A 20,981-nucleotide genomic window follows, 5' to 3' on the forward strand; every position below is an offset into this window, starting at 1 on the left:
GTCTCTTCATTTGACCCATGAAGGGCCATATTGAGGCGATTCAGGCGCCCGCGACCGGCACGGCGGCCAGATCCGCGGCGAGAACCAGGCCGCCGAGCAGTTCGGCGTGCATACCCAGCTCGGCGGCGACGACACGGGTCGAGGTCGAGACAGCGGGTGCGGCGTACTCGTCGACCGCCCAGGCTGCGCCTTCGACGAACGCGGGGTAGCGGGCGCCGATGAAGCCGCCGAGCACGACCAGCTCGGGCGCGAGCAGATTGCAGAAGTCGGCGAGCACCTTGCCGAGCACGCGTCCGGCGCCGATCAGGATGCGCTCGGCCGTGGAGTCCAGCTCGTCGAGCACCTCCCGGGGGTCGAGCCCGGGGTGGGTGGCCGCGAGCTGCGCGTCGATCGCGCCGATCGCCGCCACCGCCTCGAGACAGCCGCGATGGCCGCATCGACACAGCTCGGTGCGGTCGGGCAGGCGGCAGTGGCCGATGTTTCCCACGATCCCGTTCGCGCCGCGGTACGGGGCGCCGCCGAGAATGAGGCCCGAGCCGATGCCGTGGGCCACCTTGACGTACAGCACGTCGTCGACGCCGCGCGCAGCACCGCGCGCATGCTCGCCGATGGCCCCGAGCGTCGCGTCGTTCTCGATGTGCGTCACCACGCCCACCCGTCGTTCGATCTCGGCTGCGGGCGCGAGGCCTCCCCACCCGTCGCCGACCTTCGGCGCCTGGACGAGTCCGGTGAGTCGGTTCACGGGCTTGGGGATGCCGGCGACCACGCGTTCGAGCCGTGACGTCCCGGTCGAGGCCTGCAGCGCTGCGAGGGCGGATGCCGCGAGATCGAGCTTCTCGATCGCATCGAGCCCCACATCGTGGCGCTCGCGGGCGATCTCATTGCCGAAGGCGTCTCCGATCGCGACATTGATGTGACGGGCGCCGAAGTCGATGGCCGCGACGCGGACGTCGGAGGCGACCGCACGAAGGGTGAGTCCGGGGCGTCCGCGTCCGGAACCCGGGCCCTTGTCGGCGAAGGCGCCCTCCTCGACCAGACCGAACTCGATGAGCCGGGCGACGGCGTTGCCGACGGTGCTGCGTGAGAAGCCCGTCGCCTCCACGAGGTCGGCGCGAGTGGCGGAACCCCGCTGTCGGATGAGTCCGAGAAGCGTCACGCGCGTCTGGTCGCGAGGCGCCACAGGATGGGGTCGCTCGGTCATCCGTCGACTCTAGCGACATATTGACCATGTTCGGTTCAAATTCTGAGGTCTTGCGGATAGAGTCTGTCTGCCCGCGCGCTAAGCGGGCAGACACCGACGGGGAGGTCACGTGTCTGCAGACGATTCGCCGCGCTCCACCACGGGGCCGGCAGGGCGAACGCGGCTTGCGGGCGTGAGCGGCGGCATCCGGTTCTTCGCCACGTTCTTCCTCGCCAACGCGGGGATGTACGCCGTCTTCCAGGGGATGCAGCAGATCCTCCTGCCCTCGCAGATCGCCGCGATCGACCCCGATGCGAAGGTCGCGGTCTACGGACTTCTGGCCTCGATGGGCGCGCTCGCCGCAGCGATCGGCAACCCCGTGTTCGGGTCGCTCTCCGACCGCACCCGGACGAGATTCGGCCGGCGGGCGCCGTGGCTCGTGATCTCGTCGTTCGCCGCACTCGCGTTGCTGGCGTGCCTCGGACTGATGCGCGAGCTGTTCTGGCTCGCGGCGGCCTACCTCGCGGTCATGATCGCGATGAGCGCATTCCAGGCCGCCATCTCGGCGGTGATCCCCGACCGTGTGGCGCCGAACCGACGCGGGCTCGCGTCATCGATCGCGGGGGCGTCGATGACGCTCGGCGTGATGTACGGGGTGAACCTCGCTCCGCACTTCCTCGATGCACCGACGCTCGGATACGTGGCGATCGCCGCGCTGCTCGTGGTCGGCGCGACGACTCTCGTGCTGTTCACGCGCGACCCGACGGCAGGAGCGGATGCCGAGACGACCCCGCGGGAGCGACGGAGGACCGGGTTCTTCTCGGGGCTGCGCGATCACGACTTCGCGTGGGCGTTCTGGGCGCGCGTGACGATCATGACGGGGCATTGGACGATCTCGACGTACCAGCTCTACACGCTCACCGACTACATCGGCGTGGAGAACCTCCCGGGCGGAAATGCCGCGGCCGCCGTCGCACTGCTCGCCACCGTCAAGCTGTCGCTCGCGTTCGTCACGGGCCTCGCGGCCGGCCCGATATCGGATCGGATCGGCCGCCGCAAGATCTTCGTCGTGATCGCGTCCCTCGGTATCGCCGCCGGCATCACCGTGCCGATCTTCGTTCCGACGTGGACGGGGATGATCGTGTACACCGCGATGGTGGGCTTCTTCTACGGCATGTTCCTGGCCGTCGATCAGGCGATCCTGACGCTCGTGCTGCCGCGTGCCGCCGACACCGCGCGCGACCTCGGGCTGCTCAACGTCGCGACCACCGGCCCGCAGATCGCTGGGCCTTTCATCGCGGCGCTCGTCATCTCTTTCGGCGGCGGCTACGCCCCGCTGTTCGGATTCGCCGCAGTTCTCGCCGCGCTGTCGGCTCTGCTCATCCTGCCGCTGCGCGGCATTCGGTGAGTGCACTGATGTCGGTCGCGTCGGGCAGGGTGGGGGGATGACGCCCGACTCGACCCGAACCGCGGCCCTCGCTGCGCTCCGCGCCCTCGTCGGCCGCGACGCCGCCCAGTTCCACGACGGTCAGTTCGAGGCGATCGAGGCCCTGGTCGACGGGCGGCGCCGCGCCCTCGTGGTGCAGCGCACCGGGTGGGGCAAGTCCGCCGTGTACTTCGTGGCGACGCTGCTGCTGCGCCAGCAGGGGGCGGGGCCGACGGTGCTGGTGTCGCCGCTGCTCGCGCTCATGCGCGATCAGATCGCCGCCGCCGAGCGCGCCGGTGTCCGGGCGGTCGCGATCAACTCCACGAACGCGCACGAGTGGACCGACGTGCTCGCCCAGCTCGAGCGCGACGAGGTCGACGTGCTGCTGGTCTCGCCCGAGCGCCTCAACAACCCCACATTCCGCGACGAGCAGCTGCCGGCGCTCGTGCGGAGGATCGGCATGCTCGTCGTCGATGAGGCTCACTGCATCAGTGACTGGGGCCACGACTTCCGCCCCGACTACCGGCGCTTGCGCGACCTGATCGGCCAGATGCCGGCGGGGGTTCCGGTGCTGGCGACCACCGCGACGGCGAACAGTCGCGTCGTGGCCGACGTCGCCGAGCAGCTGGGGGGCGAGGGTGCGGCATCCGATCACGGCGTCCTGACCATCCGCGGTCCCCTCGCGCGCACGTCGCTCCGACTCGGCGTGCTGCGCCTTCCCGATTCGCCGAGCCGCCTCGCATGGCTCATCAGCCACCTGGGCGACCTGCCGGGCTCGGGCATCATCTACACGCTCACCGTCGCGGCGGCCAACGACACCGCGGCGCTGCTGCGCTCGCGCGGCTACGACGTGCGCGCGTACACCGGGCAGACCGACACCGACGAGCGCACCGAGTCCGAGGCGCTCCTGAAAGACAACAGGGTCAAGGCGCTCGTCGCGACGAGCGCGCTCGGCATGGGGTTCGACAAGCCCGACCTCGGGTTCGTCGTGCACCTGGGCGCCCCGTCGTCGCCGGTGTCGTACTACCAGCAGGTCGGTCGCGCCGGCCGGGCGACCGAGTCGGCCGACGTACTGCTGCTGCCCGGCGTCGAGGACCGCGAGATCTGGCACTACTTCGCGACCGCGTCGATGCCCGACCGCGACCGCGCCGAACGCGTGATCGCGGCGCTGTCGGGCGCGCCGCTGTCGACGCCGGCGCTCGAGGCGATCGTCGACATCCGCCGCACGCCGCTGGAGCTCCTGCTGAAGGTGCTCGACGTCGACGGCGCCGTGCGGCGCGAGCAGCGCGGCTGGATCGCCACCGGCGAACCCTGGGTCTACGACGAGGAGCGCTACGGCCGCATCGCCGCCGAGCGGCTCGCCGAGCAGCGGCACATGATCGAGTACGAAGAGACCGGGCAGTGCCGCATGGAGTTCCTGCAGCGCTCGCTCGACGACCCCACCGCGGCTCCGTGCGGGCGCTGCGACAACTGCGCGGGCGTCTGGTATCCGGCAGAGATCCGTGCGGAGGCGACGGATGCCGCATCCGCTGCTCTTGACCGCGTCGGCGTTCCGATCGAACCGCGCCGGCAGTGGCCGACGGGCGCGGATCGGCTGGGCGTGCCGATGAAGGGACGGATCGCGGCGGACGAGCAGGCGGCCGAGGGTCGCGCGCTCGCGCGGCTGACCGACCTCGGCTGGGGCGGCGCGCTGCGCGGAATCTTCGCCGCGGGCGCCGTCGATGCCCCGCTGCCGCCGCACATTCTCGCCGCATGCGTGCGGGTGCTCGCGGAGTGGGGGTGGGCCGAGCGCCCGGTCGCCGTCGTGGCGCTCCCCTCGCGCTCGCGGCCGCTGCTCGTCGACTCGCTCGCGCGCGGGCTGGCCGAGGTCGGCCGCCTGCCGTACCTCGGTGCGCTCGAGCCGCGCGACGGCGGCCCCAGCGGCCAGCCCGGCGGCAACAGCGCCTTCCGGCTCGCCGGCGTGTGGGAGCGGTTCGGTGCCGACGCCCTGGATGTGCCCGCCGGCCCCGTGCTGCTGGTCGATGACCTCGCCGACAGCCGATGGACGCTGACCGTCGCCGCTCGAGAGCTGCGACGAGCCGGGGCGACCGCTGTGCTGCCGTTCGCGCTCGCGCTGCGGGGGTGAGGCGCGCGGCGCCCGGGTGCCGCATTCCTGCATGACGCCGTGTTGCGGCGTGTGTCGCCCCATCGCGCCGCGTGTCGTCACCGAAACCAACGCATCGCCCGACGGCGTGAGCATGGCCGCATGGCCTCCCCACTCATCTCGCCGTCGGAACTCGCCGACCTCATCCGGACCGGACGCACGCCGCGCATCCTCGATGTGCGCTGGCGCCTCGATCAGCCCGAAGGGCGCCCGGCATACCTCGACGGGCACCTGCCGGGTGCCGTGTACGTCGACCTCGACCACGAACTCGCCGAGCGCGACGACCCGCGTCGGGGTCGGCATCCGCTTCCGCCTCGGGAGGCGCTCCAAGAGGCCGCGCGCCGCTGGGGCGTGCACGCCGGCGACGCCGTCGTCGCCTACGACGATGTCCACTCGGTCGCCGCAGCGCGGGCATGGTGGGTGCTGACGCGGTCCGGCCTGAGCGACGTGCGAGTGCTCGACGGGGGACTGCGGGGCTGGCTCGGGGAACGACGTCCCCTGGAGACCGGCGACGTGCAGCCGCGACGCGGCGACATCGTGCTCGACGACATCGTGCACGGCGTCGCCGACATCGACGATGTGGAGGAGTGGCCGGACCACGGCCTGCTGCTGGATGTGCGGGCGCCGGAGCGCTATCGCGGCGATTCCGAGCCGCTCGACCCCGTCGCGGGGCACATCCCCGGGGCGGTGAACCTGCCCACGACCACGCACCTCGTGGCGGGCAGATTCCGCTCGCCCGACGAGATCCGCGCAGAGTTCGCAGCCGCCGGTGCGACGGACGGCATCGCCGTCGCCGCCTACTGCGGTTCCGGCATCGCCGCCACCCACACCGCGCTCGCGGGAGCGCTGGCGGGGATCGACGTCGTGGTCTACCCGGGATCCTGGAGTCAGTGGTCCCGCAGCCGCGGGCGCCTCGCCGCGGTGGGACCGGCCCCGTCGCTGGACGTGATCCCGCTGTGACCGGCACCGAACCGCTCATCATCGGCGCCATGGTCCGCACGCTGGGCGCATACCCGTCGGGCTGGCGGTACCCGGGAGCGCACGCCGATCCGCGCGAGGACGCGGCCGTCCTGCGCCGGATCGCACGGCTCGCCGAAGACGCAGACCTCGACTACCTCTTCTTCGGCGACTGGCTCGCCACCGGACCCGACCTCGAGTTCCGCGATCCCTATCTGCTCGCGCGCATCGACCCGCTGAGCGCCGTGCTCGCCCTCGCCGGTGTCACGGAGCGGATCGGGCTGATCGCCACCGTCAATTCCACGTACGCCGATCCCTATGCGACGGCGCGGGCGACAGCATCCCTCGATGTGCTCACCGGCGGTCGCGGCGGCATCAACCTCGTCACCGGGGCCGAGCCGCGTGCCGCCGCCAACCACGGCCGCGACGCGCACGCCGACAACGACACGCGTTACGACCGCGCCGAGGAGTTCGTGCGCGCGCTGCGACTGCTCTGGGAGTCGTGGGACGACGACGCGTGGGTCGCCGACCGCCAGGCGGGCGTGCTGATCGACGCAGACCTCCTGCGAGCCGCCGACCTGGCGGGATCCCAGGTGCGAGTATCGGGTCCGCTGAACGTCGCCCGCCCGCCGCAGGGCCATCCGCCGATCGTCCATGCGGGAACATCGCCGCGTTCGCGCGCACTCGCGGCCACCGAGGCCGACCTGGCGCTCATCGCGGCGGGGGATCCGGCTTCGGCCGCCGAGACCCGTCGCGGCCTGCGCGAACTCGCGGCGGCATCCGGGCGCGACCCCGACGACCTCAAGGTGATCGTGCCGGTGCTTCCGGTCGTGGCAGAGACCGAGGCCGAGGCGCGCGCGATCGTCGACGCGCTGCTTCTTCTCGTACCACTCGACGACGGCCGCTCCGGCAACGCGAGTCGCCCGGGCTTTCCGGCGAACCGGTCGCTCGCCGCATTCCTCGATGTCGCCGGGCTCCCCGTCGACGACCCCGCTCGCCGAGCCGCCGTGGACGACGCCGTGAGCGCCGATGCCGCAGCGCGGTTCGGTGAGGCGGGCGCTCGGGTGCTCCATGCCGTGCGGACGCATACGGGTCGCACGGTCGGCGGGGCGCACGGCGTCACGTGGCGTCACCTGATCGCCGCGAACGCCGTACCCGCGAACTTCGTGGTGGGCGACCCTCACGCCATCGCCGATCACTTCGAACGGTGGCGCGCCGCCGGCGCCGCTGACGGGTTCAACGTCCTGTCGGCGTTCCAACCCGCGCAGTTCGAGGCCTTCGCGATCCTCGCGGCCCCCGAGCTTCGCCGTCGCGGCCTCCTCGGCCGCACCGGCGAGACGCTGCGGGAGCGGCTGTCGCTGGGTGAGCCGCGCCTCATCCATGCGCCGACTGCCGTCGACGCCGGGCGGATTCATTACGCCGTGTGACCGCCCGTGTCCTCCGCTTGCCGCAGGTGAACGGTCGTGTCACCGCCGTCGGCGGTCGCCGGATGCCGCTCCCTAACGTGGCCAGCACTTCTTCACCGCAACCCGAATCCCACAGGAGTCCACATGTCCCGTCCCGCAACACGCGTCGTCGCCGGCGTCCTCGCCGCCCTCACGGTGGTGTCGCTCGCGGCGTGCGCATCGCAGCCGACAGCCGGCAGCAGCGAGTCGTCCGCATCCTCCGGCGACCCCGTCACCGGCGGCACGCTCACCTACCTCGAGCACCAGACCTACACGAACCTCTATCCGCCGCAGGCGGGGTTCTATCCGAACGGCGGGATCGTCAACAACATCGCCGCGCGACTCACCTGGCAGAACCCCGAGACGCTCGAGATCGAGCCCTGGGTGGCCACGGCGTGGAGCATCAACGAGGACGCCACGGAGTACACGTTCGAGCTGCGCGACGACGTCACCTTCTCCGACGGGTCGGTGCTCGACGCCGCGGCGGTCGCGAAGAACTTCGACACGTACGGTCTCGGCGATCCCGACTTGGGACTCACGGTCTCGGAGGCGATCAACAACTACGCCTCCAGCGAGGTCGTCGACGCCGACACCGTCGTGTTCCGGTTCTCGGCGCCCGCGCCCGGATTCCTCCAGGCCACTTCGACCATCAACTCGGGCTTGCTCTCCCCCGAGACGCTCGACCTCTCGCTCGAAGAGCTCGGCGCGGGCAACGCGACCGCGGTCATCGGGTCGGGGCCGTTCGTCGTCACCGACGAGAAGCTCGGCACCGAGCTGACGTTCGAAGCCCGCGAGGACTACGACTGGGCGCCGCCGAGCTTCGAGCACCAGGGCCGCGCCTACCTCGACGAGATCCACCTCATCGTCACGCCGGAAGACAGCGTCCGCATCGGATCGCTGCTGTCGGGCCAGGCCGACTACATCCGCTACGTCCAGGCTTTCGACGAGGCCCGGGTGGAATCCAGCGGTTTCGACCTGCACGCCCCGCAGACGCGCGGGGTGAACAACGGCCTGAGCCTCCGCTTCACCAATCCGCTCCTCAGCGACATCCGTGTGCGCCAGGCGCTCGTCGCGGGTGTGGACAGCCAGGAGGTCGTCGACACGATCTTCACCGCGAACTACCCGGCAGCCACGAGCGCCCTGAGCTCCGCTGCACTCGGGTACAAGGACGAGTCCGAACACTACGCCTACGACCCCGAGAAGTCGGCGGCACTGCTCGATGAGGCCGGCTGGGAGCCGGGCGCCGACGGCATCCGCGAGAAGGACGGCGAGCGTCTGTCGCTGACGGTGTACGAGGCGAAGCCCCAGCCGCTGTCGAAGCAGACCCTCGAGCTGGTCGCCCAGCAGCTGAACGAGATCGGCGTCGAGCTCAACGTCAAGTCGGCTGATGCCGGCACCTACGCCGAGGACATCAAGGATCCGCTCAAGACGCCGCTGTACCACTCGATGGTCGGGCGCGCTGACCTCGACGTCATCAAGAGCCAGTTCTCCACGCAGAACCGCAACACGCTTCTGTCGGACGACGCCGAGCTCGACGCGCTGCTGCTCGCGGTCGCCTCGACACCCGACCCCGACGAGCGGACCGCGGCCTCGCAGGCGGTGCAGGACTACCTGGCCGAGCAGGCGTATGTCATCCCGCTCTTCGAAGAGCCGCAGGTGTACGGCACCGCACCGCACGTGCACGGCGTCGCGTTCGAGTCGGTCGCACGGCCGCTGTTCTACGACGTGTGGCTCGAGAAGAAGTAGGGCTCGGGAGCTGAGTCGATGAGCTACGCGCTGAGACGCGCCGGGCAGGCCGCGATCGTTCTGATCGCGGCCTTCACGGCCACCTTCATCCTGCTGCAGCTGCTGCCGGGGGATGCGATCCTGATCAAGTACGAGGACCCCTCACTCGGGCTTTCGGCCGATCAGATCGAGGAGATCCGGGTCGCATACGGGGTCGACTCGACGTGGTGGGAGCAGTACTGGGCCACCCTGACCGGATATGCCCGTGGCGACTTCGGGTACTCGACGCAGTACGGCACGAGCGTGCTGCAGCTCATCGGCGAGGCGATCCCCCCGACGGCGGCGCTCGCAACACTCGGGTTCGCCCTCGCCGCCCTGATCGCCTTCACGATCGCGTTCCTCTCGACGCTCACGCCGTTCGCGTGGCTGCGGGACGGCCTGCGGGCGCTGCCAGGGGTGTTCGTGGCGGTGCCGGTGTTCTGGCTCGGCATCCTGCTCATCCAGGTGTTCTCGTTCGGGCTCGGCTGGGTGCCGATCGTCGGCGCCGATCCCATCGCGGGGCTGATCCTGCCGGTGATCACGCTGGCGGTGCCGATCTCGGCACCGCTCGCCCAGATCCTCGTGCGCGGCATCGACGACGTGCAGCTGCAGCCGTTCGTCACCGTGATCCAGGCCAAGGGGGCCTCGCCCGCGTGGGTGCTGTGGCGGTCGGTCGCCCGCAACGCGCTGCTTCCGACGCTGACGATCGCCGGTGTGCTGTTCGGCGAGCTGATCGGCGGGGCCGTGGTCACCGAGACGGTGTTCGGCCGCCCGGGGATCGGCCGCATCACCGAGCAGGCCGTCGCGAACCAGGACATCCCGGTGCTGCAGGGCATCGTCGTCCTCGCGGCCCTCACCTTCGTCGTGGTCAACCTGACGGTCGACCTCCTCTACCCGGTGCTGGATCCGCGGCTGCGCAACGCGCCCGCGGCCTCGGAAGGAGTGCGGCGATGAGTACGCAGATCACGGATGCCGCGGCCGCCGCGGCCGCACGCGACGAGGCCACCGGAACCGTCGTCGACCCGATCGCCCGCGACGCGGGCGCCGCTCCCGGCACACCGGAGCGCCGATCATCGGCGGCGCGACTGTTCGCCCGCGGGCGACGACCGTCGTGGACGCTGGTCGTCGCGATCGCCGTGGTCGCCGTGGCGGTGCTGTGGGCGGTGGCCCCGGGCCTGTTCACGTCGTACGACCCGATCGACGGGGTGCCGGCGGAGAAGCTGCTGCCGCCGAGCGCGACGCACTGGTTCGGCACCGATGCGATCGGGCGCGACCTCTATGCGCGGGTCGTCCACGGCGCGATCCACTCGCTGTCCGGCGCGCTCATCGCGGTGACCGTGGGCCTCGTGGCCGGCACGCTGATCGGCGTGATCGCGGGCTCGGTGGGCGGCGTGCTCGACGAGATCCTCATGCGGATCGTCGACGTGCTGCTGTCGATCCCGGGCCTGCTGCTGTCGCTGTCGATCATCATCCTGCTCGGGTTCGGCACCGTCAACGCCGCCATCGCGGTCGGCATCGGCAGCGTCGCGTCGTTCGCGCGGCTCTCGCGCTCCGAGGTCGTACGGGTGCGTCGCAGCGACTACGTCGAGGCGGCGTTCGGCAGCGGCGGCTCGTTCGCCTCGGTCCTCGGTCGCCACGTGCTTCCCAACTCGCTGACGGCCGTCGTCGCTCTCGCGGCCCTGCAGTTCGGCTCGGCGATCCTCGCGATCTCGACCCTCGGCTTCCTGGGATACGGGGCGCCGCCGCCGACGCCGGAATGGGGTCTGCTCATCGCCGAGGGGCGCAACTACGTCGCGACGGCGTGGTGGCTGACGACCCTCCCGGGTCTGGTCGTGCTCGTCGTGGTGCTCAGCGCCAATCGCATCAGTCAGTCGATCGGAAGGAGGACGCGATGAGCGTCCTGGAGGTGCAGGGCCTGCGGGTGTCGTACGGAGCCGGAGCCGGGCGGCGTGAGGTCGTCCACGGTGTCGACGTGTCGGTCGGCGAGGGCGAGGTCGTCGCCCTCGTCGGTGAGTCGGGATCCGGCAAGTCGACCACGGCGCACGCTCTCCTGGGGCTCCTCCCCGAGGGTGGACGCGTCGACGGCGGATCGATCGCCCTCGGCGGCGTCGACATCTCGGGCTGGGGACCGAAGCGGCTGCGCGCCGTCCGCGGCGCGCAGGTCGGACTCGTGCCGCAGGACCCGGTGTCATCGCTCGACCCCGTGCGCCCGATCGGCGTGCAGGTGGGCGAGATCCTCCGGGTCCACGGACGCGGCGCCGGGGAGCGCGATCCCGCGCGGCGGCGTGCGCGCGTGCTCGAACTGCTCGAGCGCGTCGGGCTCGACGATCCGGCGCTGCGCGCTCGGCAGCACCCGCATGAGCTGTCGGGCGGCATGCGCCAGCGCGTGCTCATCGCCACGGCGATCGCGCTCCGGCCGCGGCTGATCATCGCCGACGAGCCGACGAGCGCCCTCGACGTCACCGTTCAGCGCCGCATCCTCGACCTCATCGACGATCTCCGGCGCGAGGACGGCACCGCGGTGCTCCTGGTCACCCACGACCTGGGTGTCGCCGCCGATCGGGCCCAGCGCATCGTCGTGCTCAACGACGGCCGCGTCGTCGAGCAGGGCACGGCCTCGCGCATCCTCTCAGCGCCCGCCGACCCGTACACGCGGCAGCTGCTGGCTGACGCGCCCGCGCTCGCGACGGGGGAATTCCGGCGCCCGGCGCCGCCGCTCTTTCTCCGGGATGCTGCCGCCGCCGCTGCCGAGAACCCGTACGCGGTCGTTGCCGAAGGGCTGGTCAAGGAGTTCTCGGTGCGCGGACGCGAGCCGTTCCGCGCGGTGGACGAGGTGTCGTTCCAGGTGCGGCGAGGAACGACGCATGCGCTCGTCGGCGAATCGGGTTCGGGGAAGACCACGACCGCGCGCCTGGTCACGCGGTTCCTCCACCCCGACGCCGGACGCATCGAGATCGACGGGACCGACGCCGCGGGGCTCCACGGCGAGCGCCTGCGGCAGGTGCGCCGGCGCATCCAGCTGGTCTACCAGAACCCGTTCTCGTCGCTGGATCCCCGCCAGAGCGTCGCGCAGATCGTCGCCGAGCCGCTGCACAACTTCCGCGAGGGCTCTCGCGCGTCGCGTCGCGAGCGCGCGGCCGAGCTGATCGATCGCGTCGCCCTCCCGTCGGACGTGCTCGAGCGCTCCCCGCGCGAGCTGTCGGGGGGCCAGCGCCAGCGCGTCGCGATCGCCCGAGCGCTCGCGATCCGCCCTGACATCGTCGTGCTCGACGAGGCCGTCTCGGCGCTCGATGTGACGGTGCAGGCGCGCATCCTCGAGCTCCTCGAGTCACTCCAGCAGGAGCTCGGTCTGACGTACCTGTTCATCTCGCACGATCTGGCCGTCGTGCGACGCCTCAGCCATACGGTCTCGGTGATGCGCCGCGGCCGGGTCGTCGAATCGGGCAGCACCGAGGCCCTCTTCTTCGCACCCACCCACGAATACACGCGCGAGCTGCTGGCAGCCGTGCCCGGACGATCGGAGGTCGCCGCATGAGCGCAGCACCGTCTCTCGCCTTCTTCACCCGCCTCCTCGACGAGGCGCCTCCCGCCGAACGGTACCGGCTTGCGACCGACCAGATCCGTCACGCGGAGAGGTTCGGAATCGGGCGGGCGTGGGTGGCGCAGCACCACTTCCGTGCGGCCGAGGGCGGACTCCCGTCGCCGTTCGTCTTCCTCGCGCACGTGGCTGCGGCCACGAGCGAGATCCGGCTCGGCACGGGCGTCGTGACGCTGCCGCTCGAAGGCCCGGTACGGGTCGCCGAAGACGCCGTCGTCGCCGACCTCCTCTCGGGCGGGCGCATCGATCTGGGTCTCGGCAGCGGCGGCACGCCGTCGTCGTTCGTGCCGTTCGGGCAGGATGCCGCGGCCAAGAGCGTCGTCTACGACGAGAAGCTCGCTCTGCTCCTCGACGCGCTCGACGGTCGCGAGATCGGCGGGGGCAACACCCTCCACCCCGCGGGGGGAACACTGTCCGATCGCGTGTGGCAGGCCACGTTCTCGCCGGCGGGCGGCGCGCGCGCGGGTCTCCACGGCCACGGGCTGCTCCTCTCGCGCACCCAGCCCCGCCCCGCGAGCACACCGCACGCGTCGCTGGCGGCACTGCAGGATCCGATCATCGACAGCTATCTCGCCGCCCTCCCCGCCGGCGTGCGGCCGCGCGTGACGGCATCCCGCACCGTCTTCGTCGCCGACGACCGCCGTGACGCGCTGCGCTTCGCCGAGGTCGGGCTGCGCCGCGCGGCCGAGGGCTTCCGCCGAGCGGGGCAGAGCATCCCCGGCGACACGCTCGATGAGCTCATCCTCGCGCTCGACACCCACCTCGGCACACCCGATGAGGTCGCCGCGTCGCTCGCCGCCGACCCCACCCTCGCCCGGGCAGACGAGATCGCCTTCCAGGTGCACTCCGTCGATGCCCCGCACGACCTCGTGCTCCGCTCGATCGAGCTCATCGCGACCGAGGTCGCGCCCGCACTCGGCTGGACGACGCATCCCGGCGTCGCCCGGCCCGTCGAATCCCTCGGCACTTTCGGAAAGGAAACACCATGACCCTCGCCACCCTCGATGTGGTCGACGCGCTCGCCGGCGTCGCGCCGGGCGACCCGCTCGACACGCTCCGCCGCCGGCGCCCCGTGACCCGTGAACAGCTTCAGGCGAGCCACGACGCGCTGTTCGCCCCGGTCGACGTGTCCGGGTTCCCGGTCGCCGAGCGCCTGCTCGTCGCCGCATTCGCGACACGCTCGACCGCGGACGACGCGACGGCGGTGTACTACGCGGACGCTGCGACCGCGGCCGACCCGGAGCGCGCCGCCTCCGTCCTCGCAGAGGCGTCGGCGGCCGCGACCGCGGGTCCGTTCGGCAGGTATGCCGAAGCAGGGCTCCACGACGAGAGCGCCGACGGTCGTCGCTACGAGCCCGGCATCGTCGTCCGCGCGGCGCTCGGCGAACGGCTGACCGCAGCCCTCGCGCACGCGCATCTGCTCACGTACCGCCCGCGCGAGGCCGACGGCGCAGCCCAGGCTCGTCTGCTCGATGCCGGGTGGAGCCCCGACGGCGTCATCACCCTGTCGCAGCTCATCTCGTTCCTCGCTTTCCAGCAGCGCGTGGCCGCCGGCCTCCGCGTCCTCGCCGCATCCCAGGAGGTCTCCGCATGACCGGCACCACGACCGAGTCCGTCGTTCTCACGCACGACGCCCCGCACCCGCACGCCTTCACGCGTGGGGAGGTGGGCTGGCTGCCGTGGCTCGAGCCGCTCGCCGAGAGCGAGCTCACCGAACGCCACTACGACGGCCTCGTCGACCGGCAGCGCGCGTCGAGCGACTACTTCCGGCTGCTCGCGCGCGATCCCGAGATCCTGCGGGCACGCACCCTCGTCGACAAGGACATCTTCTACAACACCGCCGAGGGGCTCCCGCGGGCCGAGCGAGAGCTCGCCGCGGCAGCGGCATCGCGCGTCAACGGCTGCGTCTTCTGCGCCTCGGTGCACGCGCGCTTCGCGGCGCACTACTCGAAGCGTCCCGACCTGGTCGACCAGCTGCTCGACCAGGGTGTCTCGGCCGAGCTCGGCGAGCGATGGGACGCGATCGTCGCGGCCGCAGCAGCGCTGACCGCGACGCCGCTCGCGTTCGACGCGTCGCACGTCGCGCGGCTGCGCGCAGCCGGCCTCGATGAGTTGGAGGTCGCCGATGTCGTCCACGGCGCCGCGTTCTTCAACTGGGCCAATCGCCTCATGCTCTCGGTCGGCCGGCCGGTAGCTCCGGTGGAGGGATCCCCGTGAACCAGGCGCGGCCACTGCGGGTCGTCGGTGTCTCGGGATCCCTCCACGAGCCGAGTCGCACCACCGCGCTCGTGCGGACCATCCTCGATGAGGTCGCCGCACGGGCGCCTGCCGAGACGAACCTGGTCGAAGTCGCTGCGCTCGGACCGAGCTTCGCCGGTGCGCTGCGCCGCGACGACGTTTCACCCGCGGTCGAGCATGCCCTCCAGCTGATCGAATCGGCCGACCTCCTCGTGGCGGCGAGCCCCGTCTACCGTGCGTCGTTCACGGGTCTGTTCAAGCACCTGTTCGATTTCGTCGGTCAGTACGAACTGGTCGGCACGCCCGTGCTCGTCGCGGCGACGGGCGGCGGCGAGCGCCACGCGCTGATCATCGAGCATCAGCTCCGGCCGCTGTTCGGCTTCTTCCAGGCGCTCACGCTGCCCCTCGGCGTCTACGCCTCCGACGCCGACTTCACCGCGGGTACGCTCACGTCGCCCGACGTCGGGCGACGCGTGGCAGAGGCGGTGAGTCGCTCAATTCCGATCGTCGAGCAGGCGGCGCTCGTGCGCTCGACGGAGTACGTCACGACCTGGTGAGCGGAGGGGGTTACGAGGCCTTCGTCGCGGGTGTACGGTTCGCGCATGAGGGAGGTCTCGCCGCCGGAGGGCGCCGAGCAGGGGGGCGGGTCGTCCGGGGGAGTGCGACGACTCGCAGGTCGGCGTTCGACGCTCGTCGCGCTCGCCGTCGCGGCGGTGGTCGTCGTCTCGGCAGTCGTCGCTTCGACCCTGGCTGTCGCGCTCGAGCCGCGGCCGGATGCGACGCTGAAGCCGGTCGATCTGGAGCCCGATGTCGTGATCCTCGCGCTGCTGGCGGGCGAGGAGCAGTGGGCGGCGATCGACCCGTCGACGCTGCGCGGCTACGAGCCCTACGGCGACCTCGAGGTGTGGGCGGCGACCAACGCATTCGCGTCACCGTGCCTCATCGCGTTCGACCGCGCGACGAACGACGTCGTCAGCACATCCTGCGTTCCCGAGCCCGCTGAGCTGTACATCGACGTGTCGGGGTACTCGATGCCGGCGGGCGGCAAGGCCCGGTTCGTGAGCGCCGGCGACGCCCTCGACGTCCATCTGTACCTTCCGGAAGGCGAGGACTGATGCGCAGCCCCGCCACCTCGTCCGCCGCGGAACGCGAACTTCGAGAGTTGCGCCTGCGCGCCTACGGGCCTCATGCCGACATCGACGGCGATCCTGTCGCGCTCGCACGCCTCGAGAAACTGGAGGCGGCGCACGCTCTCGCGGCGCATGGCACGCCGGCCGAGGAGCTACCCTCATCCGCGCTCGACTCGCCTCCGGGTCGGCAGGCCTCACCTGTCGCGCTGGCGACGGCATCCGTCTCCGTCGGCGACACACCGCCGTCGCGCACCCGCCCCACCGCCGGTCGGCCGCGATGGCGTGCATGGCTCATCGCCGCGGCGCTGGTGGTCATCCTCGGCCTCGCGTACGGCGGGACGCGGCTGGTGGGAGATCACCCCGAAGCGACTCTGCGTCCGACCGGCGCCGAGCCCGACACCCGCGTCTACCGCATGCTGGTCTACGCGCCCGACCTCCGCATCGCGAGCTCCACGCTTCGCAGCTTCGGAACCTACCGCGACATCGATATATGGGCAGCCGACGACGCGTTCGGCAACCCCTGCCTGCTCGCGCTCGATCGATCCGTCGACGGCCTGCTCGGGGCGGAGTGCACGCCGCCGGAGGGCGAGCTGACCATGGACGTGGGCGTCTGGCCGCTGTGGGAGCGAGATTTCGGTGCGGACCTTCCCGACGGGAGCGTCATCCGCTTCGTCCATCGCGGTGACGCGGTGGAGGTCTACCATTTCGCCACCGGCGATCGATAGCGCCGACGTGCGTATCCGTTGCCGCCCGCCCGGCCCGGCAGGTAGACTCGCCCGCGTGTTGACCTGTCGCTGTTGTCGCTGAGTGCTCCGGCACGCCTCCGCGACCCCGACGAACTCCCGCGCCCGAGCGCGGCAACACCAAGGACACATTCCGTGCGTTACGCCCAGAGCGTCGCCGACCTCGTCGGCAACACCCCCCTCGTCCGGCTGACCCGCGTCACCGACGGCATCGCCGCGACGGTGCTCGCGAAGGTCGAGTATCTGAACCCCGGCGGCTCGGCGAAGGATCGTATCGCCCGCCGCATCATCGATGCCGCCGAGCGTGAAGGACTCCTCCAACCCGGCGGCACCATCGTCGAGCCGACCAGCGGCAATACCGGGGTGGGTCTCGCCCTCGTCGCGCTGCAGCGCGGCTACCGCATGATCTTCGTGGTCCCCGACAAGTTCCGCGGGGCCAAGGTCGACGTGCTCAAGGCCTACGGCGCCGAGGTCGTCGTCACCGACACGAGCGTGCCGCCCGAGGATCCGCGCTCGTACTACAGCGTCGCCGACCGCCTCGTCCGCGAGATCCCCGGCGCCTTCAAGCCGAATCAGTTCGCGAACCCGAACGGACCGCTGAGTCACTACGAGACCACTGGACCCGAGATCTGGCGCGACACCGACGGCCGCGTGACCCACTTCGTCGCCGGCATCGGCACAGGCGGCACGATCAGCGGCACCGGCCGGTACCTCCACGAGGTGTCGGGCGGCGCGGTGCGCGTCGTCGGCGCCGACCCCGAGGGGTCGATCTATTCGGGCGGTCCGCTCCACGGCCATCTCGTCGAGGGCGTCGGCGAGGACTTCTGGCCGGCCAGCTACGACCCGTCGGTTCCGGATGAGATCCACCGCATCTCGGATGCCGAGTCGTTCGCGATGACCCGCAGACTCGCGCGCGATGAGGGGCTGCTCGTCGGCGGATCCAGCGGCATGGCGGTCGTCGCGGCCCTTCGCGCCGCAAGGGATCTCCCCGCTGACGCGGTCGTCGTGGTGCTGCTCCCCGACCACGGCCGCGGCTACCTCGACCGCTTCTACGACGACGACTGGATGCGCGAGCACGGCTTCGACGTCGACACGGATGCCGCAGCAGCGGCCCACGAAGGAGACCCCTCATGACCGACCCCACCCCCGACCGCGGCTTCGAGACGCGCGCGGTGCACGCCGGCCAGGCGTTCGACCCCACCACCGGCGCCGTCATCCCGCCGGTGCACTTCTCGACGACGTACGCCCAGGACGGCATCGGCGGACTCCGCGAGGGCTACGAGTACGGGCGCAGCGGCAACCCGACCCGCACGGCGCTCGAGACACAGCTCGCCGCGCTCGAAGGCGGCGCTCACGGCCTCTCGTTCGCGTCGGGCCTCGCCGCCGAAGACGCACTGCTGCGCGCCGTGCTCAAGCCCGGAGACGAGGTGCTGCTCGGCAGCGACGTCTACGGCGGCACCTACCGGCTGATCGCCCGGATCCTGGGCCCCTGGGGTGTGGGCCTTCGGGTGGTCGACATGAGCGACCTCGCCGCCGTCGAGCGGGCGCTCGCCGAGCGTCCGGCGCGCATCGTGTGGGTCGAGACGCCGAGCAATCCGATGCTGCGCATCACCGACATCACAGGGCTCGCGCGCCTCGGGCACGCCGCCGGTGCGCTCGTCGTCGTCGACAACACGTTCGCGTCGCCCGCGCTGCAGCAGCCGCTCGCGCTCGGCGCCGATGTCGTCGTGCACTCGACGACCAAGTACCTTGGCGGCCATTCCGACGTCGTCGGCGGCGCCCTCGTCATGAACGACGACGCGCTGTTCGAGCAGGCGAAGTTCCTGCAGTTCGCCGCCGGCGCCGTGTCGGGACCGTTGGACGCGTGGCTCACGACGCGCGGCATCAAGACACTGGCCCTGCGCATGCAGCGCCACAGCGAGAACGCGCAGGCGGTGGCCGAGTTCCTCGACGCGCACCCGAAGATCGCGCGCGTCTACTACCCCGGCCTGCCGTCGCACCCCGGTCACGCGCTGGCCGCGACGCAGATGAGCGGTTTCGGCGGCATCGTCTCGGCGGAGCTCGCCGATGCGGCATCCGCGCGTCGCTTCGCCGAGTCGACGCGCCTGTTCCAGCTCGCCGAGTCGCTCGGCGGCGTCGAGTCGCTCATGAACTACCCCGACGAGATGACGCACGCGTCGGTGCGCGGCACCGAGCTCGCCGTCCCCGAAGAGCTCGTCCGCCTGTCAGTCGGCATCGAGAGCGTCGCCGACCTCATCGCCGACCTCGATCGGGCCCTCGCCGCGCTCTGATCCCGACGGGTCGCGGGCGTACGCTCGGAGCGTGAGCACCGGGTCATCCTCGTCCGCCCTCGCCGAGCCCCTACGCATCGGCGCGATCACGGTGCCGAACCGTCTCATGCAGACGGCGCATTCGAAGCAGTACTCCGACCGCGTCGAGTCCGACCGTGAGACGGCGTACTTCGTGCGGCGGGCCGAGGGCGGCTGCGGACTCTTCGTCGCGGGCAACCACTTCGTGCACCCGTCGGGGTCGATCCGCGGCTTCCAAGACGCCTTCCGGCCCGAGTCGGTGGCCGCTTCCCGGCGCATGACGGACGCGATCCGGGATGCCGGCGCCCGCGTCTTCGTGCAGCTCAACCATCACGGCGCCCAGGCTCAGCCCGACGGGCCGGACGGTCCGCGCGCGGTGTATGCGCCGTCGCGCATACTCTCCCCCTCGACGGCGCACGCGACCCGGGCGATGGATCGCGACGACATCCGCGCTCTGGTCGACGGGTGGGCGACCTCGGCCGCACTTGCGCGCGAGGGCGGGTTCGACGGCGTCGAGATCCACATGGCGCACGGGTACCTGCTGCACCAGTTCCTCTCGCCGCTCTACAACGCCCGCACCGACGGGTACGGCGGCGATCTCGACGGCCGCACGCGATTCCCGCGCGAGGTGCTGCGGGCTGTCCGCGAACGCGTCGGCGACGACTTCGCCGTCGGCATCCGCATCGCGGCCAACGAGTTCCATCCCGACGGTCTCGACGGCGCCGGAATGCGCGAGACGATCGCCCGGCTGCGCGAGGACGCCCGCATCGACTTCCTCGACCTCGCCGCGGGGGGATACCACAACGTCCACTACGTCTTCCCGTCGTCGCCGATGCCGTATGCGTGGCTGCGCGACGACGTCGCCGCCGTGAAAGCGGCGAACCCCGAGGTGCCTGTCTTCGGCGTCGGCGCCGCCCGTTCTGTCGAGGACGCCGAGGAGGTCCTTCGCTCGGGCATCGCCGACATGGTCGCTCTCACGCGCGCGCAGATCGCCGACCCCGACCTCGGCCGCAAACTCCTGGGCGACACGGCGGTCGACGGCGGCCGCGGGGTGCATCACTGCATCCGCCTCAATCAGGGGTGCCTCGGCCGCGGCAGTCGGGGCCTCGCGATGTCGTGCACGGTCAACCCTCTGGCCGGACGTGAGCTCGAGCGCGGCGACCGGCCGCGGGCGGCCGAGCCGCAGCGCTGGATCATCGTCGGCGGCGGCCCTGCCGGCATGCGCGCGGCGATCGAGCTCGCCGACGACGGTCATGCCGTGACACTCCTCGAGCGCGATCACGAGTTCGGGGGTCAGTTGCGGCTCGCGCGGCGCGTGCCCGGCCGCGAGAGCGTCGGACTGCTGGTCGACGATCTCGTGCGGGACCTCGAGGCCGCCGGCGTCGAGGTCCGCCTCGGGGCCGAGGCGACGGCTGCGTCGCTGCAGGCCGAGGGTGCCGACGGGATCGTCCTCGCGACGGGCGCCGCCGCGCCCCGCACCACGTCGCTCGCGCTCGGCGGTGCCTACGACGAGGGGTTTCCGGGCGAGGGTCCGGTCGTGGACGCGCTCGCTGCGGCATCCGATCCGTCCGTCGTGGGGCGCCGCATCGCGGTGGTCGACGCCGACGGCACCGCCTACGCCGCCGGCGTCGTGCTGACGCTTCTGCCGCACGTGGACGAACTCACCCTCGTGACCCCGTTCGAGACGGTGTTCCCGCACATCGGCGCCGGTTACGACCGTCCGCTGCTGCTCGAGCGGCTGGGCGCCCACGGCGGATTCCGTCGCCACGTCTCGACGGCTGTGCGGTCCGTGGCGCCGGGTTCGCTCGCGCTCCGTGATGCGCTCACCGGCGAGGAGTCGGTTCTCGACGGCATCGACACGATCGTCGCGGTCGAGCCCCGGCAGGCGGTCGGCATCGTCGGGATCGCGGATGCCGCCTCCCGCGTCGTCACGATCGGCGACGCGTTCTCGCCCCGCACGATCGACGCGGCGATCTTCGAGGCCGTCGAGCTCGCCTACGACGTCGCCGGGCTCGCGGTGCTGCGCGGCTGACCCGCCCGGAGCGCCG

At 71.6% G+C, this 20,981-nt stretch carries 18 protein-coding genes; 17 read left to right on the top strand and 1 reads right to left on the bottom strand.

Translation table 11 applies throughout. The annotated features are described in order from the left end of the window. Positions 1-40: 40 nt before the first annotated feature. Positions 41-1,201: an ROK family transcriptional regulator gene (locus FFS15_RS05595; protein ID WP_137844025.1), complete on the bottom strand. Its 1,161-nt coding sequence runs from the start codon at positions 1,199-1,201 to the stop codon at positions 41-43. A gap of 109 nt (positions 1,202-1,310) precedes the next feature. On the opposite strand from FFS15_RS05595, the gene FFS15_RS05600 reads away from it, so the two are divergent. From FFS15_RS05600 to FFS15_RS05680, 17 genes are all read left to right on the top strand, one after another. Beyond that, complete coding sequence (locus FFS15_RS05600) at positions 1,311-2,588, top strand: MFS transporter (protein WP_137844026.1); 1,278 nt, start codon at positions 1,311-1,313, stop codon at positions 2,586-2,588. 37 nt (positions 2,589-2,625) lie between these two features. Continuing rightward, positions 2,626-4,731: a RecQ family ATP-dependent DNA helicase gene (locus FFS15_RS05605; RefSeq protein WP_137844027.1), complete on the top strand. Its 2,106-nt coding sequence runs from the start codon at positions 2,626-2,628 to the stop codon at positions 4,729-4,731. 120 nt (positions 4,732-4,851) lie between these two features. Then, positions 4,852-5,709, top strand: a complete 858-nt coding sequence (locus tag FFS15_RS05610) for a sulfurtransferase (RefSeq protein ID WP_137844028.1) — start codon at positions 4,852-4,854, stop codon at positions 5,707-5,709. Then, complete coding sequence (locus tag FFS15_RS05615; RefSeq protein WP_249353761.1) at positions 5,706-7,133, top strand: NtaA/DmoA family FMN-dependent monooxygenase; 1,428 nt, start codon at positions 5,706-5,708, stop codon at positions 7,131-7,133. Before FFS15_RS05610 ends, FFS15_RS05615 begins: the two co-directional genes overlap by 4 nt. Before the next feature lie 123 nt (positions 7,134-7,256). Then, positions 7,257-8,897, top strand: a complete 1,641-nt coding sequence (locus FFS15_RS05620) for a TIGR04028 family ABC transporter substrate-binding protein (protein ID WP_137844029.1) — start codon at positions 7,257-7,259, stop codon at positions 8,895-8,897. Between the two features lie 18 nt (positions 8,898-8,915). Continuing rightward, positions 8,916-9,869: an ABC transporter permease gene (locus tag FFS15_RS05625; RefSeq protein ID WP_137844030.1), complete on the top strand. Its 954-nt coding sequence runs from the start codon at positions 8,916-8,918 to the stop codon at positions 9,867-9,869. Beyond that, a complete protein-coding gene (locus tag FFS15_RS05630) occupies positions 9,866-10,810 on the top strand; it encodes an ABC transporter permease (protein ID WP_137844031.1) in 945 nt (314 codons plus the stop codon). The genes FFS15_RS05625 and FFS15_RS05630 overlap by 4 nt, the downstream gene beginning before the upstream one ends. After that, positions 10,807-12,450 (top strand): ABC transporter ATP-binding protein, encoded by a 1,644-nt coding sequence (locus FFS15_RS05635; protein WP_137844032.1) that lies wholly within the window; start codon positions 10,807-10,809, stop codon positions 12,448-12,450. Before FFS15_RS05630 ends, FFS15_RS05635 begins: the two co-directional genes overlap by 4 nt. Further along, on the top strand, positions 12,447-13,502 hold the full coding sequence (locus tag FFS15_RS05640) for a putative FMN-dependent luciferase-like monooxygenase (RefSeq protein ID WP_137844033.1): 1,056 nt from the start codon (positions 12,447-12,449) through the stop codon (positions 13,500-13,502). The genes FFS15_RS05635 and FFS15_RS05640 overlap by 4 nt, the downstream gene beginning before the upstream one ends. Continuing rightward, a complete protein-coding gene (locus tag FFS15_RS05645) occupies positions 13,499-14,107 on the top strand; it encodes a CMD domain protein (RefSeq protein ID WP_137844034.1) in 609 nt (202 codons plus the stop codon). The genes FFS15_RS05640 and FFS15_RS05645 overlap by 4 nt, the downstream gene beginning before the upstream one ends. Next, on the top strand, positions 14,104-14,730 hold the full coding sequence (locus FFS15_RS05650; RefSeq protein WP_137844035.1) for an alkylhydroperoxidase domain protein: 627 nt from the start codon (positions 14,104-14,106) through the stop codon (positions 14,728-14,730). Before FFS15_RS05645 ends, FFS15_RS05650 begins: the two co-directional genes overlap by 4 nt. Continuing rightward, the gene (gene msuE / locus FFS15_RS05655; RefSeq protein WP_137844036.1) at positions 14,727-15,308 is read left to right on the top strand and encodes an FMN reductase; all 582 of its coding nucleotides are present in this window, start codon (positions 14,727-14,729) and stop codon (positions 15,306-15,308) included. The genes FFS15_RS05650 and msuE overlap by 4 nt, the downstream gene beginning before the upstream one ends. Before the next feature lie 45 nt (positions 15,309-15,353). Continuing rightward, on the top strand, positions 15,354-15,866 hold the full coding sequence (locus tag FFS15_RS05660; protein ID WP_137844037.1) for a hypothetical protein: 513 nt from the start codon (positions 15,354-15,356) through the stop codon (positions 15,864-15,866). Continuing rightward, complete coding sequence (locus tag FFS15_RS05665; RefSeq protein ID WP_137844038.1) at positions 15,866-16,606, top strand: hypothetical protein; 741 nt, start codon at positions 15,866-15,868, stop codon at positions 16,604-16,606. The genes FFS15_RS05660 and FFS15_RS05665 overlap by 1 nt, the downstream gene beginning before the upstream one ends. Positions 16,607-16,759: 153 nt before the next feature. Then, positions 16,760-17,758: a pyridoxal-phosphate dependent enzyme gene (locus FFS15_RS05670; RefSeq protein ID WP_137844039.1), complete on the top strand. Its 999-nt coding sequence runs from the start codon at positions 16,760-16,762 to the stop codon at positions 17,756-17,758. Beyond that, positions 17,755-18,915 (top strand): cystathionine gamma-synthase, encoded by a 1,161-nt coding sequence (locus tag FFS15_RS05675; RefSeq protein WP_137844040.1) that lies wholly within the window; start codon positions 17,755-17,757, stop codon positions 18,913-18,915. Before FFS15_RS05670 ends, FFS15_RS05675 begins: the two co-directional genes overlap by 4 nt. 31 nt (positions 18,916-18,946) lie before the next feature. Beyond that, the gene (locus FFS15_RS05680; RefSeq protein WP_137844041.1) at positions 18,947-20,965 is read left to right on the top strand and encodes an FAD-binding protein; all 2,019 of its coding nucleotides are present in this window, start codon (positions 18,947-18,949) and stop codon (positions 20,963-20,965) included. Positions 20,966-20,981: the final 16 nt, after the last annotated feature.

The sequence above is a fragment of the Microbacterium sp. 2FI genome, from assembly GCF_005502885.1.
Classification (GTDB): domain Bacteria; phylum Actinomycetota; class Actinomycetes; order Actinomycetales; family Microbacteriaceae; genus Microbacterium.